Origin of the sequence: Paenibacillus polymyxa (assembly GCF_001719045.1) — a bacterium.
GTDB classification, from domain to species: Bacteria; Bacillota; Bacilli; order Paenibacillales; family Paenibacillaceae; genus Paenibacillus; species Paenibacillus polymyxa_B.
Genome location: NZ_CP015423.1, coordinates 511,383 through 525,579 on the forward strand (window position 1 = coordinate 511,383; position 14,197 = coordinate 525,579).

The 14,197-nt window shown below is 46.7% G+C and carries 15 protein-coding genes; 3 read left to right on the forward strand and 12 right to left on the reverse strand.

Annotated features, from left to right (window positions below):
• Window positions 1–80: 80 nt before the first annotated feature.
• Together AOU00_RS02460 and AOU00_RS02465 are read right to left on the reverse strand one after the other, a co-directional pair.
• Entirely contained in the window at window positions 81–1,274 is a 1,194-nt protein-coding gene (locus tag AOU00_RS02460) for a D-alanyl-D-alanine carboxypeptidase family protein (RefSeq protein ID WP_061829243.1), read from the reverse strand.
• Between the two features lie 213 nt (window positions 1,275–1,487).
• The gene (locus AOU00_RS02465) at window positions 1,488–3,131 is read right to left on the reverse strand and encodes a glycosyl hydrolase family 28-related protein (RefSeq protein ID WP_069289835.1); all 1,644 of its coding nucleotides are present in this window, start codon (window positions 3,129–3,131) and stop codon (window positions 1,488–1,490) included.
• Window positions 3,132–3,335: 204 nt separating this feature from the next.
• Here AOU00_RS02465 and AOU00_RS02470 point away from each other — a divergent pair, with 204 nt between their 5' ends.
• Window positions 3,336–4,547 (forward strand): O-antigen ligase family protein, encoded by a 1,212-nt coding sequence (locus AOU00_RS02470; protein WP_039270991.1) that lies wholly within the window; start codon window positions 3,336–3,338, stop codon window positions 4,545–4,547.
• Window positions 4,548–4,671: 124 nt separating this feature from the next.
• Here the strand turns inward: AOU00_RS02470 and AOU00_RS02475 are convergent, their stop codons facing one another.
• From AOU00_RS02475 to AOU00_RS02505, 7 genes are all read right to left on the reverse strand, one after another.
• Entirely contained in the window at window positions 4,672–5,496 is an 825-nt protein-coding gene (locus tag AOU00_RS02475; RefSeq protein WP_069289836.1) for a purine-nucleoside phosphorylase, read from the reverse strand.
• A 72-nt stretch (window positions 5,497–5,568) separates the two neighbouring features.
• Window positions 5,569–6,513 carry a site-specific tyrosine recombinase XerD gene (gene xerD, locus AOU00_RS02480; RefSeq protein ID WP_069289837.1) on the reverse strand — a complete coding sequence of 315 codons (945 nt, stop codon included), beginning with the start codon at window positions 6,511–6,513 and terminating at the stop codon, window positions 5,569–5,571.
• A 105-nt stretch (window positions 6,514–6,618) separates the two neighbouring features.
• The gene (locus tag AOU00_RS02485) at window positions 6,619–6,861 is read right to left on the reverse strand and encodes a YqzK family protein (RefSeq protein WP_069289838.1); all 243 of its coding nucleotides are present in this window, start codon (window positions 6,859–6,861) and stop codon (window positions 6,619–6,621) included.
• A gap of 166 nt (window positions 6,862–7,027) precedes the next feature.
• Window positions 7,028–7,525, reverse strand: coding sequence for a ferric iron uptake transcriptional regulator (locus tag AOU00_RS02490; protein ID WP_039270985.1), 498 nt, complete (start codon window positions 7,523–7,525; stop codon window positions 7,028–7,030).
• A gap of 99 nt (window positions 7,526–7,624) precedes the next feature.
• Complete coding sequence (spoIIM, locus tag AOU00_RS02495; protein ID WP_023989222.1) at window positions 7,625–8,278, reverse strand: stage II sporulation protein M; 654 nt, start codon at window positions 8,276–8,278, stop codon at window positions 7,625–7,627.
• Window positions 8,279–8,466: 188 nt separating this feature from the next.
• A complete protein-coding gene (locus AOU00_RS02500; protein WP_069289839.1) occupies window positions 8,467–9,663 on the reverse strand; it encodes an endonuclease Q family protein in 1,197 nt (398 codons plus the stop codon).
• A gap of 4 nt (window positions 9,664–9,667) precedes the next feature.
• Window positions 9,668–10,279, reverse strand: coding sequence for an NUDIX domain-containing protein (locus AOU00_RS02505; protein ID WP_069289840.1), 612 nt, complete (start codon window positions 10,277–10,279; stop codon window positions 9,668–9,670).
• A 125-nt stretch (window positions 10,280–10,404) separates the two neighbouring features.
• Here AOU00_RS02505 and mciZ point away from each other — a divergent pair, with 125 nt between their 5' ends.
• Window positions 10,405–10,548 (forward strand): Z-ring formation inhibitor MciZ, encoded by a 144-nt coding sequence (gene mciZ / locus AOU00_RS25580; RefSeq protein ID WP_076159536.1) that lies wholly within the window; start codon window positions 10,405–10,407, stop codon window positions 10,546–10,548.
• A 71-nt stretch (window positions 10,549–10,619) separates the two neighbouring features.
• Here mciZ and AOU00_RS02510 read toward each other — a convergent pair whose 3' ends face one another.
• A complete protein-coding gene (locus AOU00_RS02510) occupies window positions 10,620–11,753 on the reverse strand; it encodes a tripeptidase T (protein ID WP_039270980.1) in 1,134 nt (377 codons plus the stop codon).
• A gap of 85 nt (window positions 11,754–11,838) precedes the next feature.
• Between AOU00_RS02510 and prli42 the strand changes: the two genes are divergently transcribed.
• The gene (prli42, locus tag AOU00_RS26175; RefSeq protein WP_023989226.1) at window positions 11,839–11,943 is read left to right on the forward strand and encodes a stressosome-associated protein Prli42; all 105 of its coding nucleotides are present in this window, start codon (window positions 11,839–11,841) and stop codon (window positions 11,941–11,943) included.
• A 119-nt stretch (window positions 11,944–12,062) separates the two neighbouring features.
• Here prli42 and lipB read toward each other — a convergent pair whose 3' ends face one another.
• A complete protein-coding gene (gene lipB / locus AOU00_RS02515; RefSeq protein WP_069289841.1) occupies window positions 12,063–12,761 on the reverse strand; it encodes a lipoyl(octanoyl) transferase LipB in 699 nt (232 codons plus the stop codon).
• A 45-nt stretch (window positions 12,762–12,806) separates the two neighbouring features.
• Entirely contained in the window at window positions 12,807–14,195 is a 1,389-nt protein-coding gene (locus AOU00_RS02520) for a dihydrolipoamide acetyltransferase family protein (protein ID WP_069289842.1), read from the reverse strand.
• Between the last annotated feature and the right edge of the window lie 2 nt (window positions 14,196–14,197).

Consider the following 14,197-nt stretch of genomic DNA (forward strand, 5'->3'; position numbering starts at 1 on the left):
CCCGGTCTTGGACAAGGATTTCTACGTAGCCGCAGACGATTCCTGCCCTCCGACAAAACTAGAAGAAAACCCCGTAAAATCTACAAAGAAAATAGGTTCGACATGGTACGTTTAAACAATTTCCACCATCCGGCCTTTTCAATAGCCACAGGCGAAGTGATATTAAACTCCTTAAGACGTTGTCCATCCTGATAGACGACCAGCTTACCGATTGGGTCACCAGCCCGGACAGGAGCTTTGAGGCTTGGGGCCAGTTGTAATTCATGACGCAACGTTTGTTTGTTGCCACCTTTTTTCACCAACACGCTGTAAGAACGCTCAGCCTGAATTTTCAGCTCTGGCAATACGCCTTTTTCAACTTTTACACTACCCAGCAATTCACCCGGCTTGTATATGGATTTCATTGTATATTGAGAAAACGCATAGTCGAACATGGAAGATACTTCATTGTTGCGTATCTTCGTATTCGGCTCCCCAAGCACGACAGCTACGACACGCAAGCCATCACGCTTCGCAGTAGCGGAAAGACAGAACTTTGCTTCTCCCGTATAGCCTGTTTTCAGCCCGTCTGCTCCAGTATAGAAACGGACAAGCTTATTCGTATTCACCAGCCAAAAGGGTTTTACCGAGGATTTGCGCAAATAGTCCTGATAGGCTCCCGTATATTTCGTAATTTGCGGGTATTTCAACAACTCCCGGCTCATAACCGCAATATCATGCGCAGAAGAATAGTGATTCTCGACAGGCAAACCGTTGCAATTGGCAAAATGGGTATCCTTAAGCCCGAGCTGCTGCACCTTGGCGTTCATCATGTCGACAAAAGCCTGCTCAGACCCTGCAATTTTCTCAGCCATCGCCACAGAAGCGTCGTTGCCGGAAGCCATCGCGATTCCCTTCAGCATCTCATCGACCGTCATTTCTTCTCCCGGCTCCAAGAAAATTTGCGAGCCCCCCATTGAAGATGCATATTCGCTGGCACGAACTTTATCGGTCAGCTTAAGCTTGCCATCCTGAATGGCCTCCATGGTCAGCAACATCGTCATAATCTTGGTGATGCTCGCTGGAGGAAGCTTTTCACGACTGTTTTTTTCATAGATGACTGTGCCCGTATCTGCATCCATCAGGATCGCCGAGAGAGCCTGGGGAGCTAGCTCAGCCGCTGATCCCTCTTTGGTTTTGCTTTCAGGTATGCTTTCTTCGGCCCAACCGCCGACAGGGACGGCAGTCAAGGCTACCAGGCAAGCCAGGATGAACGCCACCACTTTTTTCTTCACAATCGGTTCCCTCCTCAACATATTGGCGTAAAGCACCGGAGCCCATTTACTTAACCCTCCGGCCTATTCGCGTGCTGCTAACCATTGTCGTCAGAATGAAAGAAAAATATTCCATATGGACAAAAACATCAAATAGCACCAAGCTGAGTCAGCATGGTGCGCATTTTCCAATATATAAAACGACAGAACATCTATCGTCTGTGAAATAATGGTTTAAATTCGGCTTACGGTGAGATATGTGATACCGCCACCCGGTAAAATATCCATTGTATTTTGACTAAACACCCGTATATCAATAAAAGAATTCGCTTCCAGTCTAAGTTCCATTGCTCCACTCAATGCACTATAGTTCAGTCCGCCGATAACCCTATCATCGAGATAGGCATAGGCGGAGCTCCCGGCAAGCTGCTCATCATTCAGGTGAAGTGCCAGCCGTGTGCGATTACCATCCACTTGAGGATCGGTCGAAATGTAGACTTGTATTCTGTATTTCCCAGCTCGCTTGGCTCGCCATCGGCTATTCGCCGCGTCGAATTCAATCAGCTCATCATGGTTGATTTGATTGAACTTTACCTTCTGCCAGCTACCTGCGGGGAGATTTTGCCTTGCTCCCAGGTAGGCTTTAACAAAGGTTTCGTCCAAATGCTCAATTCCGTTGTTCGAGTATTTCTCGACCAGCAGCAAAGCCTGCCCTGTCCCATTGTTCTCGTCATAACGATTATTGCTATAGCTAAAATCCAAATGTGAGCGAAGTGTCACCTGCTGTGTGGAAGAGCTGCCAGAGAAAGAAATAAGCTGCTTTAGATTACGGGGATACCCTCCCACCTCGTCCACCAAAACTTTTTTGCCAATGACCACATCCACAAAATAGTTACATACGGATTGGGTGCCATCGAATTTGTCCGCTATCGCTAAAATGGAGTCACGCAAGGCCACATTTTTCGTTTCTTTGGTAGCACCAATTTGAATAAAAGAAGGCACTGTCATCTTATGCTCTCTGCTTAGTCCCTCAAACCAGCAACCTATAAATTCAGCGTTCATAAAATCATTAATTAGAATGGGAATATCATTGGAACTCCCATCCTTAATGTGCTGGCTAGCCAAAAATCTGGCTCCGTTGGAGCTGTTCAGATCCAATGCCGTATCGTTCCCCAATGTAAAAAGCGCTATGCTAGTAAACTGTGAACTTCTATTCTGTAAGTGAATCCCTGTTTTATTGTAATTAATCTCCGTGCATTTAAATAAATTCACATCACTTTCGTAGCCCCAAAAAGCCGTTTCAAAATGCTCAATTAGGACGTTATCTAGGGCAACTCCGCCCCCCTTCCAATCCTGAATACCTAAAGTACCTTTCCCATAATATCCACGCTTCACGGACTGCGAAAACGGATTATTTAATGTGGATCTGTCAGCCCCCTCGTACCGGATCGATAAGTCATGAAACTGCACATTTTGATATCCGCTAAACGAAGGTAGACTTTCATCTCCAATTTGAAAACAAGGACCCGTACCATAATATTCAATCGACGTAACACCTTTGCCTTGTCGGTATCTGCCCTTATGAATGCCAAAAATGCGTACACCCTGCTTGCGAATCTGTAGGGTAGAGGTTATTTTGTATCGTCCACTGGGGATGTGAAGAATGGAATAATCGGGGGTCTTATTAATCAACTCCTGCAAAGCTGCCGTGTCATCCTGAATACCATCACCAGCAGCTCCAAACCAACTTACGTTTACACTGCGTTCAATGAATTCTTTTTCAATGGTTTTAAAATTTTCATTTAATTGCTGCGGCGTTAAGTCTTTGCCTGTACCACTCAAATTCAACTTCAAACGGTCTGTAAAATGATCCTCCACCCGAACACCCCCATGTTTAAAAACGTAATAAGTTCCTTTTTAACCAAGCCGAAGAATTCTTCATTTTCTTAGCATGGACTGAGTATATGCACAACAGGGCTTGCTCTAGGCTTGAGAAAAATGAAAATAAATATTTTATTATTATTGTACAAGAAGATACGTTTTGTATATTATAGATACATAATGTATCTAGGTGGTGAAATCGTGAAACATGTACTTACAGTAGCTGGTTTACTGGCTTTTTCGATTCCTTATGCTTGTCAGGGTTTGTCCCCCAGAGTTATCACGATTTCCCTGCTTATCCTGTTGTTCAGCTATACCATGCTACTACCTTCACTCAAGTCATTGATCGCAACCTTAGTCGACAATCCGTTGCTGACTTTACTCATGCTGTACATCGCTGCCTCCTGTTTATGGGCTGAACAAGAGCAGACCTCTTCCTTGCTGATGGTTCTCAAATTTCTTGCCTTCTCTACCTTTGGACTCTATTTGGTCACCCATTATACAACACAAGGCTGCATTCGTCTCTTAGTCGTTACGTTAAGTATTTTGAGCATACTCAATCTACTCGCCGTTTTGCTCGTTCCCTCCTTTGCTATTCATGGTGGCGTAGAACATACTGGGCTATGGAAGGGCATCTCTGGTCATAAAAATACACTTGGAACTCTCTCTCTGTTAAGTTTTGTTTCACATGTTATTTACTTTTTCAGGGGTAAACATAAAGTTTTGCATATTGGCTTCATCTTACTCAATGCCTTATTGCTCATCGAGTGCCAATCTACCACCTCTTTGGTGCTGACATCTTCGCTCTTCGTATTTATATTGTTTATATTGCTATTCAAGAGAATCCGAAGCATTGCATTACGCGGTTTCTTCATTAGCTGTTCCTGCTTGTTCGTTCTTTTGGGTTTGGTATTCATCTTTACTTATGGAGATGCGATTGCGTCGGAATTTGGAAAAACAACGACCTTAACTGGAAGAACGGAAATCTGGCAGGGGATTGGTGGTGCTATTCAGAGCCATTACTGGTTCGGACATGGTTACGGCTCCTACTGGGCAGCCCGGCCCAGTATCTATGCGAATGGAATTCGATTTGATCTGACAAGCAGCCATAGCGGTTTCCGAGATCTGTGGATCGATGTGGGCCTTACAGGACTACTGGCAACCATTACACTCGCCATAACCACTTTATTTAAATTCAGAATTGGTAAAGCAGATATGTATACATGGCTGACAGCAGCAGTTTTTTTCCTTTTTATCGTATTGAACAATATAACGGACAGCCGTTTCCTGAACTCGCTATCTATTTACTGGATTATTTTTATGGTTATTGTGATCAAGGTGCAAGAACGACATAAACTGGCTGTAGCAGAAAAAGCGAATTCAACTGCATTGAGCACACAGCCTCTTCATTAGGAGATCATACTCAGCTCAACCGCTGTATGTGAAAAAGAACCCCGTACCCACGCCAACAAAAGGCGTTCGGATACGGGGTTCTTGGGATATATGTCCACCGCTTCGGTTGAACATGATCCCCAATCTACATTTGTGGAATAATCGCTAGCACAAGTTTTAAAAATTGCTCACGTACCTTCTCTGCCGTCTCCATCACTTCACCATGGGACAAAGGTTGATCCAGAATGCCTGCAGCCATATTCGTGATACAGGAGAAGCCCAGTACCTCAATACCTGCATGACGGGCTACAATAACCTCAGATACGGTCGACATACCCACCGCATCTGCGCCCAGTGTACGCAGCATAACGATTTCAGCAGGCGTTTCATAGTTAGGGCCCAGCAATCCAGCATATACACCTTCTTGCAGGCTGAAGCCCTGTTGGTTAGCCGTTTGCTTGGCAATTTCACGCAAGCGGCGGCTGTACGCCTCCGACATGTCTGGAAAACGAACGCCCAGACCGGCATCGTTCGGTCCGATCAGCGGATTTTGTCCTGTCAGATTAAGATGATCCGAGATGACCATCAGATCGCCTGCTTCGTAGGAAGTATTTACACCACCTGCTGCATTCGTCACCAGCAGACTTTGAATCCCCAATTGCTTCATCACCCGAACTGGGAAAGCCGTCAGTTGTGGGCCATAGCCCTCATACATATGGAAGCGCCCTTTCATCATGACGACAGCGCGACCTTCAATCGTGCCTAACAGTAATTCTCCCTCATGACCTTCTACCGTCGATACAGGAAAATGGGGAATATCCTGATAAGGAATACTAACTCCATCCTGAATTAAATCGGCCAGAATACCGAGACCCGATCCCAGAATAAGACCAATCTCTGGACGTATTCCGCTTTTGGCACGGATATATTCTGCTGCTTCCTGAATTGTAGCTTGGTTGGCTGTTGACATTAATATCTCTCCTGACTTGTACAATCGTAAAGTTATAGTCATAAACACATTTTCTATGAAAGTAAAGTATCGTTACGTTCGATCTTTGCTTTCATGAGAAGTGCGGTTGCCGCCGTGCGGGTGATGCTTTTCATATACTTCCTTCATATTCCGTCTTGCCGTCTGCGCATATACCTGCGTCGTTGACAGATCAGCATGACCCAGCATTTCCTGTACAGAGCGTAAGTCCGCTCCGCCCTCCAGCATATGTACCGCAAAGGAATGCCGCAGCGTGTGGGGCTTGATATCCTCGCTTATGCCTGCTTCCTGGCCGTACTTCTTAATCATTTTCCAGAAGCCCTGTCTACTGAGACGCTGTCCAGATACGTTCAGGAACATGGCTTCCTGCTCTACCTGAGCTTCTTCACCCTGCCCGGATCTCAGCAATAATAGACGCTGCTCATCCATGTAGGCTTGTGCCCACTGTGATGCCTCACGGCTGATCGGTACAACACGCTCCTTGCCTGCCTCGCCGCCACAGTGCACAAAGCGCAGATCGGTGCGCACATCACGCACGTTAAGGGCAATCAGCTCCGATACGCGAATGCCCGTCGCATATAACAACTCCAGCATCGCCTTGTCTCGCACCCCTTGCGGGACAGTCACATCTGGCGCGGCCAGCAAACGCTCTACCTCATCCTGCGTTAGCACCGAGGGCTTCTTTTTAGTCGCTTTAGGCAACTCCAGCAGAACGGACGGATCATGGATCGTAATTCCCTCCCGAATAAGAAAATGAAAAAAGGAGCGAATGGAGGCGACGCTACGTGATATCGTCGCCGCAGCTTTTCCCTGTTCCTTCAAATGGCCCAAATACAGTACCAGATGTGACCGTTGGACATTATCCGGCTGCTCAATACCACAGCTTTCTGCGAACTCGACAAACTGCTGTACGTCTCGTTGATACGCTTCCAAAGTGCTGCGCGACAAACCCTTTTCCTCTTCCATATATTGAGCGAAAGGTTGAATGTACATTTTCATGAGTTCCAAAAGTCTCCTTGTTCTGCATACAGCGGTTCAGTCTCAGCGTCTGCTTCTTCGTGTGCTGCCTTCATTTCATAAGCTCATCAAGACCGATTACTTAGACTATTCACCATACCAGTAAAAGAAACGTAAACGTTCCAACACTGCTATTCGATGCTCGGACCCTTCATTTACTTTTTGTCCGCCAAATACCTTAACTGCATGTCCTTCCGGTATTCGGTAATGATCTACAGGTGTTATCCAATCTGTAAAGAGCCTGAGGCTAAAAAAGAGCATACATGCCAGCACCCCGAACAAGATTACCAAACGCAGCCATTTTAGTCCTCTCCGCAACGATAGTACCATGTGAATCAGCCGCCTTTTCCCCAGAATATGGCCCTAATTAGGACTCTCTATGGAAGGGTATGACAAGCTATTCCTTTTTATACCGCTTAATCCCGAACAACAGATCCCGAACCAAAAAAGCTCTCCCGAACGCATCTTCGTCGGTGAGAGCTTGGGTAGTCAGCTTTTAGTCCTGAGATTTGTTTTTTTTGGATTTGCCCAAAGATTTCTGAGCGGTCGTATCGTTCTTCGCCTTACAACGATAACAAATACCGTGGAAGTCCAAACGATGATCCACTACGGTAAAATTATATTCCCGTTCCAGGCGCTCCTCCAATGGTCCAAGCCAATCTTCCAGTATTTCATCTACACTGCCACACTGCACACATATCAAATGGTGATGGTGATGTTTGGTTGTATCGCCGCGCAAATCATAACGCGCAACGCCATCACCAAAATTAATTTTCTCCACGACATGCAGTTCACTTAGCAGTTCTAGGGTACGGTATACGGTTGCCAGACCGATTTCGGGAGCTTTCTCTTTGACGAGCATAAATACATCTTCCGCACTCAGATGATCATCTTCGTTCTCAAGTAAAACTCTGACGGTGGCTTCCCGCTGAGGCGTTAGTTTGTAGCCCTGGGATTGTAGTTGCTGCTTAATTTTTTCGATCCGTGCTTCCATGTGTCTCCCTCCCCCTGCAAAGCTACTGCCTACTGCACTTTTTTCACTCCTATTATTATAGGGGGTCTATACAAATAAAGTCAAACATTTTGAAACGGATTAAGATGACACGGAAGCTGTCAGCATAGGAGTGACCCATTGCATCATAACCGGGGTGATCCAAGTTTCAAAGGACGCGCTACCAATAAGAAGCACCATCATCACAGCAGTCAATCCTGCGTAAGACAGCAACGGACGCAGCATTCCGTCTGACGGCCGGGTAGCGAGTATTTTGGTTTTGATCATATGGATGGAAAAAGTCATCGCAGCCACGCTGCAGACGAGCAGTACCGGAATCACGAGCAGGTTATGGGGAGCAACTGAAACCAAAGAAAATAGCAGTCCTTTCCACGAATATTGCCCCACCATGTAACCTACTGAAAATCCGATTAGCACACCCTTGAGGAAATTCAATACAAGAATGCCCGGTAGACCAATAACCGAAAGGCCACACACCCAAATTAGGCCGACCCATTTCAGATGTAAAGATACGCTATCCCAAAAGGTCGAGGCCGCCTGCGAATCAGCGAAGCCCTGTTCGTTTTGATTGACCGTTACAAAAAAATCCTTCAGGTAACGGGACAAATCCTGTAACTGCTCCAGCGAGAGCGCGTTTACCATAAGTGCGCCAAAGACGACTCCCACCAGAAACAGCACAGCCAAGAAAACATAATACGGCGTCTGATCCTTTAACGTATGACGAAACCATTGCATCGACGTCCTGCCCCTTTCATCTGCTTGTTTGTCCAAAAAACAACCGTAATCCGACGGCTGATGGCTAGAAATGGGGTAGCTTTCGCTGCAGATCAAACATCACGAATGATGTGCCAAGCCAGCGGCATAGATAATTTATGGTTATGAACAAGCGGACGCTGATATGCCTTTAGAGGGACAAGACTTTATTAGGACTTAGCTATTTTGCCATATGTTCCACCACCACCGGATACAAGCGACAGTCGCCCCTCGCGTGAAAGCACAATTTGCTCTGCCAGCACTTTTCCGACTACTGCTGCTAACTCCTCCTGTGTAACCTCATGTAAAATATTCATTTCTGTTCCAAATGCAGCCAATAGCTGGTTCAGCTTGGCTTTGCCCAGACCTGGAATAAACTCCAGTGGAATCTGGTAAATGTACGGCGGACGATGGGACGGAATCATGGGTTGCTCACGGTCGGCAATGCTCCATATTCGATCCAACACACCTCGCACAAGCTTGGTATGACCACAGTCAGGACAACGTTCATCCGCCATCTGTTGCTCGTCAATAATCGTACCGCAACTTTGACAGTAAGAACGATGGTATTTGCCCAGTTTCGGATTTAATCCGTAATTTGCACGCACCCGTCGTCCTTCCCGCCGCTCCAAAGCCATTCTGAATTCATCAAAACACGGCTTTGCCAGTGATAATTTATTGTATTCTCGTCCGATTTTCCCAAGTGAATGGGCATCTGAATTCGTGAGAAAGCTGAAGCGATCCAGTTCCGAAATCAAACCGGCCATAGATGAATCTGCGCTCAGCCCCAGCTCCACCCCACTAATGAGCTCCATATCCAGCAGTTCCTCCATACGAGCCGCTGAACTGCCGTATATGCCCTTATGAGGAGTAAAGACGTGCGCAGGCACCATAATGCCTCCACGTCCGTAAATTTGCTGCTGCAACTCGCGTGGCGGTGCATAGATTCGTTGTGAGCTGAGATTAACATTTTTCATATGCCGAGCCAGCCATTGGGTAAAATCCTCCATCGCCGCCAGATCTGGAAAATAGGCCAGTACGTGCGCCTCAGGACGACCTTCAGCACGTATTTCCAGCTCCGTGCCAAGGAGAATGACCGTATCCCGGTATGCGATACCTCCGCCGCTGATTTCCTTCATTTCACCCGTATGTAAATAGGTACGAATATCCTCCTGTACATTAGGTGCATGGCAGTCAATGATACCGATCAGCCCAATTCCTTTGCGACCGGAGGCTTCCTTAGCTATGTTGGCAAAGGTCAGATCGCGGCTGCCACTAATTTTGACCGGATTTCCCTTCTCTGTCCTGCCAATATGAATATGCAAGTCTGCAAAGTAGTCGTTAAGTTCTACTATATTTTCATCCATACGCTTAGAAGCTCCCTGTAAGTTGGCGGAGTTGCCATGCATAGACAGCCAGAATCGTTTTAGCATCACTTATCCGTCCTTCACGAATGAGCGTCTGTGCTTCTTCCAGCGTCACCTCAAACAGCTCCAGAAATTCATCCTCATCCGGTTCCATCTCACCTAACTCCAGTTCTTCGGCCACATACAGATGAATGATTTCATCCGCAAAGCCAGGAGAGGTATAAAAGGAGTGCAGCAGCTTCAACGACTTAGCAGTATAACCGGTCTCTTCTCTCAGCTCACGCCCCGCTGCTTCCATCGGGTTTTCACCCCGCTCTAGCTTACCTGCAGGAATTTCTACCTCACAGCGCCCCATCGCCTGTCTGTACTGGTCCACGACCAGCATTTTCCCTTCATGTAGAGCCAAAACAGCCACCGCACCTGGATGCTTTACGATCTCTCGCTTGCCAGTGGAGCCGTCGGGAAGCTCTACCGTGTCTACCTGTAATGTAATGACCTTTCCCTCAAAGATAGGCTGTGTGGACACGGTCTTTTCCTCCAGCGCAGGATTGGAATAAGGCTTGCGATGTGCATCGTTTGTTGGATTGTTCAATTGTCCGTTCGTTTGCTCGTTCATCGGTAAGTTTCCTCCTTCATATCTATCTTTCTTTATTAATTATCACCAAAGTTAGTCTAACTTGTCCACTTTGTACATATGCTGGTGGTAGAATAACAAACTTCCTGTCCTGAGGAGATGCAGAAATGAAAAGCTACCGTACTGAAAGCACCCTCCATATCGTTGGTAAAGCCTGGCAGATTCAAGCACTCTTGCGTCAATGGCAAAAGGAACATGGACCTACAGCCACCATCGCTTCGCTAGCTGTTCCAAAAAAGGTTCAGGTCTAAAGACGAAGGAACGCTGTTCCTGTCTTTAACCTGAACCTTTTTTCAGTATGTTGCAAGTGTATAATACAAATTTATTTTGTGGTTTCTTGAATCAGAGCTACGACAACTTCAGCAACCTTCACCAGGTCATCAGCCTTAATCTTTTCCTCTGTTGTATGGATGTTCTGGTAGCCCACAGCCAAATTCACCGTTGGAATTCCAAGCCCGTTGAATACATTAGCATCTGAGCCACCACCGGAATGGAAGGTTGGCGTTGCCAGTCCCAGTCTTTGAATCGCACGCTGAGCAACCTGTACAACTTCATCATGCTCCGTAAAGCTGAATGCCGGATAGATGACTTCACTGCGGAACTCTCCCTGTGCACCAAATTCACGTGTGGTGGTTTCCAGTGCTTCACGCATATGCTGGATTTGATGATTAACCTTTTCTTGCACAATACTACGTGCCTCTGCACGGATCAATACAAAATCGCAGACCACATTTGTCGCACCGCCGCCCTCGAAACTGCCAATGTTAGCGGTCGTTTCCTTATCAATCCGTCCTAGTTTCATTTTAGAAATTGCTTTAGAAGCGACCTGAATGGCACTAATGCCATCTTCGGGATTTACCCCCGCATGAGCGGACTTCCCAGTTATCTTCATTTCAATACGTGCCTGCGTTGGGGCAGCTATACAAATAGAGCCGACCTCACCATTTGAATCCAAAGCATATCCGAAATCAGAATCTAGCACTTCCGGCTTCATCGCCCGTGCACCCATTAATCCAGATTCCTCACCAGCCGTAATCACGAACTGGATTTGACCATGGGGAATATTCTGCTCGCGCACGACACGAATCGCCTCGAACAAAGCAGCAATTCCCGCCTTGTCGTCAGACCCCAGAATCGTTGAACCGTCACTACGAATCCAGCCATCCTCACCCAACTGCGGCTTAATGCCTTTACCCGGAGTAACGGTATCCATATGGCAGGTAAAAAACAATTTGGGTGCTTGCTCCACACCTTCCGCTTTCCAGGTGACGATCAGATTGCCTGAGCCATGTCCAGTTCTTTCACGAGAATCGTCTTCCATTACTTCCAGCCCGAGTGCATTAAACTTTTCTTTTAGAACACGTGATATTTCCTGCTCATTTTTCGTTTCGCTATCCACCTGTACGAGTTCCATAAATTCCTGTACGATTCGGTCTTTTACTACTTTTACTGTCATTAAACTTCCCTCTCTTTCCCGATTACGCTACAATACGGATAGATGTTCTTATTTATGACTTAAACCTATCCTAAAGGAGTTACACATGTCGAACAAAAAATGGGTTCGTTTTTTCGTCTACATTATGCTCGCAGCTATGATTGGTTCTACGCTGTTCATGGTAATTGAGCCGTTTATTATGCCACTATAATAAATTACCGCTCAAGGTATCCGGCTGCTCTAAGGCACTATTGAGGCCTCGAGTGGACGAGCTGTTACGCAAAGCAAACAGGCGGGCTTCCGTGTAGATACACAATAGCCCGCCTTACTTTATTGGAAAGAATGCGTTTGCCATTGCGCAACAAATGAAAATTGCTGTTCAAAGTACTGTACAATTTCCTTCGCAATCTGCTCCACCGATATAGGCTTCTGTATGCAGTCCTCCAATGATGTCACACCGTATTCCTGAATTCCGCACGGGACAATGCCCTCAAAGCCCTCGTGCTGTATCCCTGATTTGATGTTAAAGGCAAAGCCATGGCTGGTTACGAAGCCCCGACGGTGCTTACACTTGTTGAATTTGACGCCAATGGCCGCAATTTTAAGATTCCCGATCCATACCCCCGTATATTCAGGCTTACGGCTTCCTTCAACTCCATAAGATGCCAACAACCGGATGATCACTTCTTCCAGACTTCGAAGGTATCCGTGCAGATTCAACGCCTCCCGGTTGCCGAGCATAAGAAGAGGGTATCCGACAAGCTGTCCCGGCCCATGATATGTAATGTCTCCCCCACGGTCAATCTGAAAGACGCTGATTCCCTGCTCCTTCAGTTGCTCTGGTGTGAGGAGCAAATGTTCAGGATGCCGCTGAGAACCAATCGTATAGGTCGGCGGATGCTGGAGAAGCATAAGCGTTTCTCTTGCCTCTCCTGCATCCAGCTTTCCCACGATCTCCTTCTGGACATCCCATGCATGGGCATATTCCATCCTATTCGTATAGGTTACATCAAGCGGTCGTCTGTTCACGGCCTGTCACTTCCTCTCCGTACATTTCCCCCACTGTTCGGATGATTAGTACAGCTTCGTATCTAAAGTGTAGCCTTCTAGATTTTCTTTAACCCGTTGCAAGAATCGTCCGCAAATCACTCCGTCTAAAATGCGATGATCCAGCGACAAGCACAAATTAGCCATCGAGCGGACCGCAATCATATCATCAATAACCACGGGTCTTTTGACAATGGATTCAAAGGTAAGAATTGCAGCCTGCGGATAATTAATCACCGGATAAGATAAAATTGAACCAAAGGAGCCTGTGTTGTTTACAGTGAACGTTCCGCCTTGCATGTCATCCAGTTTGAGCGTTCCTTCCCGGGTTTTACGTGCCAAATCGTCAATTTCACGAGCTAATCCAGCAATATTTTTCTGATCCGCTTTTTTAATAACAGGGGTAAGAACGGAGTCCTCCGTACCTACGGCTAGCGAAATATTGATGTCTCTTTTGACGATAATTTTGTCCACTGCCCAGACCGAATTCATAATCGGATATTCCTTGATTGCATTCACGACTGCTTTCATGAGGAAAGCCAGATACGTAATATTAATTCCTTCTTTTTGCTTAAATTCGTTTTTGATCTTGTTGCGGAGCATCACCAGGTTGGTCACATCCACCTCAATCGTCGTCCAAGCATGTGGAATTTCGGAAACGCTTTGTCGCATATTGCGAGCAATTGCACTGCGAATGGGTGTAACATCAATAAAATATTCGGATCTGTTGTTGCCACCTTCAACTTCGATCACAGGAGCTTTTGGAGCCTCCGTCAAATGAATCCCACTGTTACGAACCGGAATAGCAGGGTCCATATTTTGAAGCGGTGTACCTTGCTGAGTGGCAGACTGCTGTCTTCCTGCAAAAGGAGAGCCTTGTCCAGATGTCGTCGCAGTCGGCTGTCCAGATACTCCAGTAGGAGCAGAACCGCCCTGCTGCACATAATTCAGCACGTCTTTGCGGGTAATTCTTCCCCCCATGCCCGTGCCTGGTACTTGGCTTAAGTCCACATTATGCTCAGCAGCCAGGGTTTGCACCGCTGGGGAAAAACGTCCTCTCATGGACTGATCCGATCCAGCACCTTGCTGAGATTGTGTTTGTACGGTGCTTTGAGATGCTGGTGCAACAGGTGTCGCCCCTGATGCCGCCGCAGGTGCAGCCGACTTCGTCTGGATACGGCAAATCAACTCTCCTACCGCTACTGTCTGACCTTCCTCTGCCAACAGATCACCCATAATGCCGTCCAACGTGGATGGGATTTCTGCATTCACTTTATCTGTAATAACCTCGCAAATCGGCTCGAATTGCTCTACCGTTTCACCAGGTTGTTTGAGCCATTTGGCAATTGTCGCCGATACGAGCGATTCTGCCAATTGTGGCATGGTCACGTCGTTCCATTGTGTTTGGTCTGACATTT

What these genes read in the sequence shown, in the direction of transcription:
- AOU00_RS02475 (WP_069289836.1), bottom strand. Translation starts at nt 5,496, where the DNA reads ATGTCAACAGCCAACCAAGCTACAATTCAGGAAGCAGCAGAATATATC.
- xerD (WP_069289837.1), bottom strand. Translation starts at nt 6,513, where the DNA reads ATGAAAATGTACATTCAACCTTTCGCTCAATATATGGAAGAGGAAAAG.
- AOU00_RS02485 (WP_069289838.1), bottom strand. Translation starts at nt 6,861, where the DNA reads ATGGTACTATCGTTGCGGAGAGGACTAAAATGGCTGCGTTTGGTAATC.
- AOU00_RS02490 (WP_039270985.1), bottom strand. Translation starts at nt 7,525, where the DNA reads ATGGAAGCACGGATCGAAAAAATTAAGCAGCAACTACAATCCCAGGGC.
- spoIIM (WP_023989222.1), bottom strand. Translation starts at nt 8,278, where the DNA reads ATGCAATGGTTTCGTCATACGTTAAAGGATCAGACGCCGTATTATGTT.
- AOU00_RS02500 (WP_069289839.1), bottom strand. Translation starts at nt 9,663, where the DNA reads ATGGATGAAAATATAGTAGAACTTAACGACTACTTTGCAGACTTGCAT.
- AOU00_RS02505 (WP_069289840.1), bottom strand. Translation starts at nt 10,279, where the DNA reads ATGAACGAGCAAACGAACGGACAATTGAACAATCCAACAAACGATGCA.
- mciZ (WP_076159536.1), top strand. Translation starts at nt 10,405, where the DNA reads ATGAAAAGCTACCGTACTGAAAGCACCCTCCATATCGTTGGTAAAGCC.
- AOU00_RS02510 (WP_039270980.1), bottom strand. Translation starts at nt 11,753, where the DNA reads ATGACAGTAAAAGTAGTAAAAGACCGAATCGTACAGGAATTTATGGAA.
- prli42 (WP_023989226.1), top strand. Translation starts at nt 11,839, where the DNA reads ATGTCGAACAAAAAATGGGTTCGTTTTTTCGTCTACATTATGCTCGCA.
- AOU00_RS02520 (WP_069289842.1), bottom strand. Translation starts at nt 14,195, where the DNA reads ATGTCAGACCAAACACAATGGAACGACGTGACCATGCCACAATTGGCA.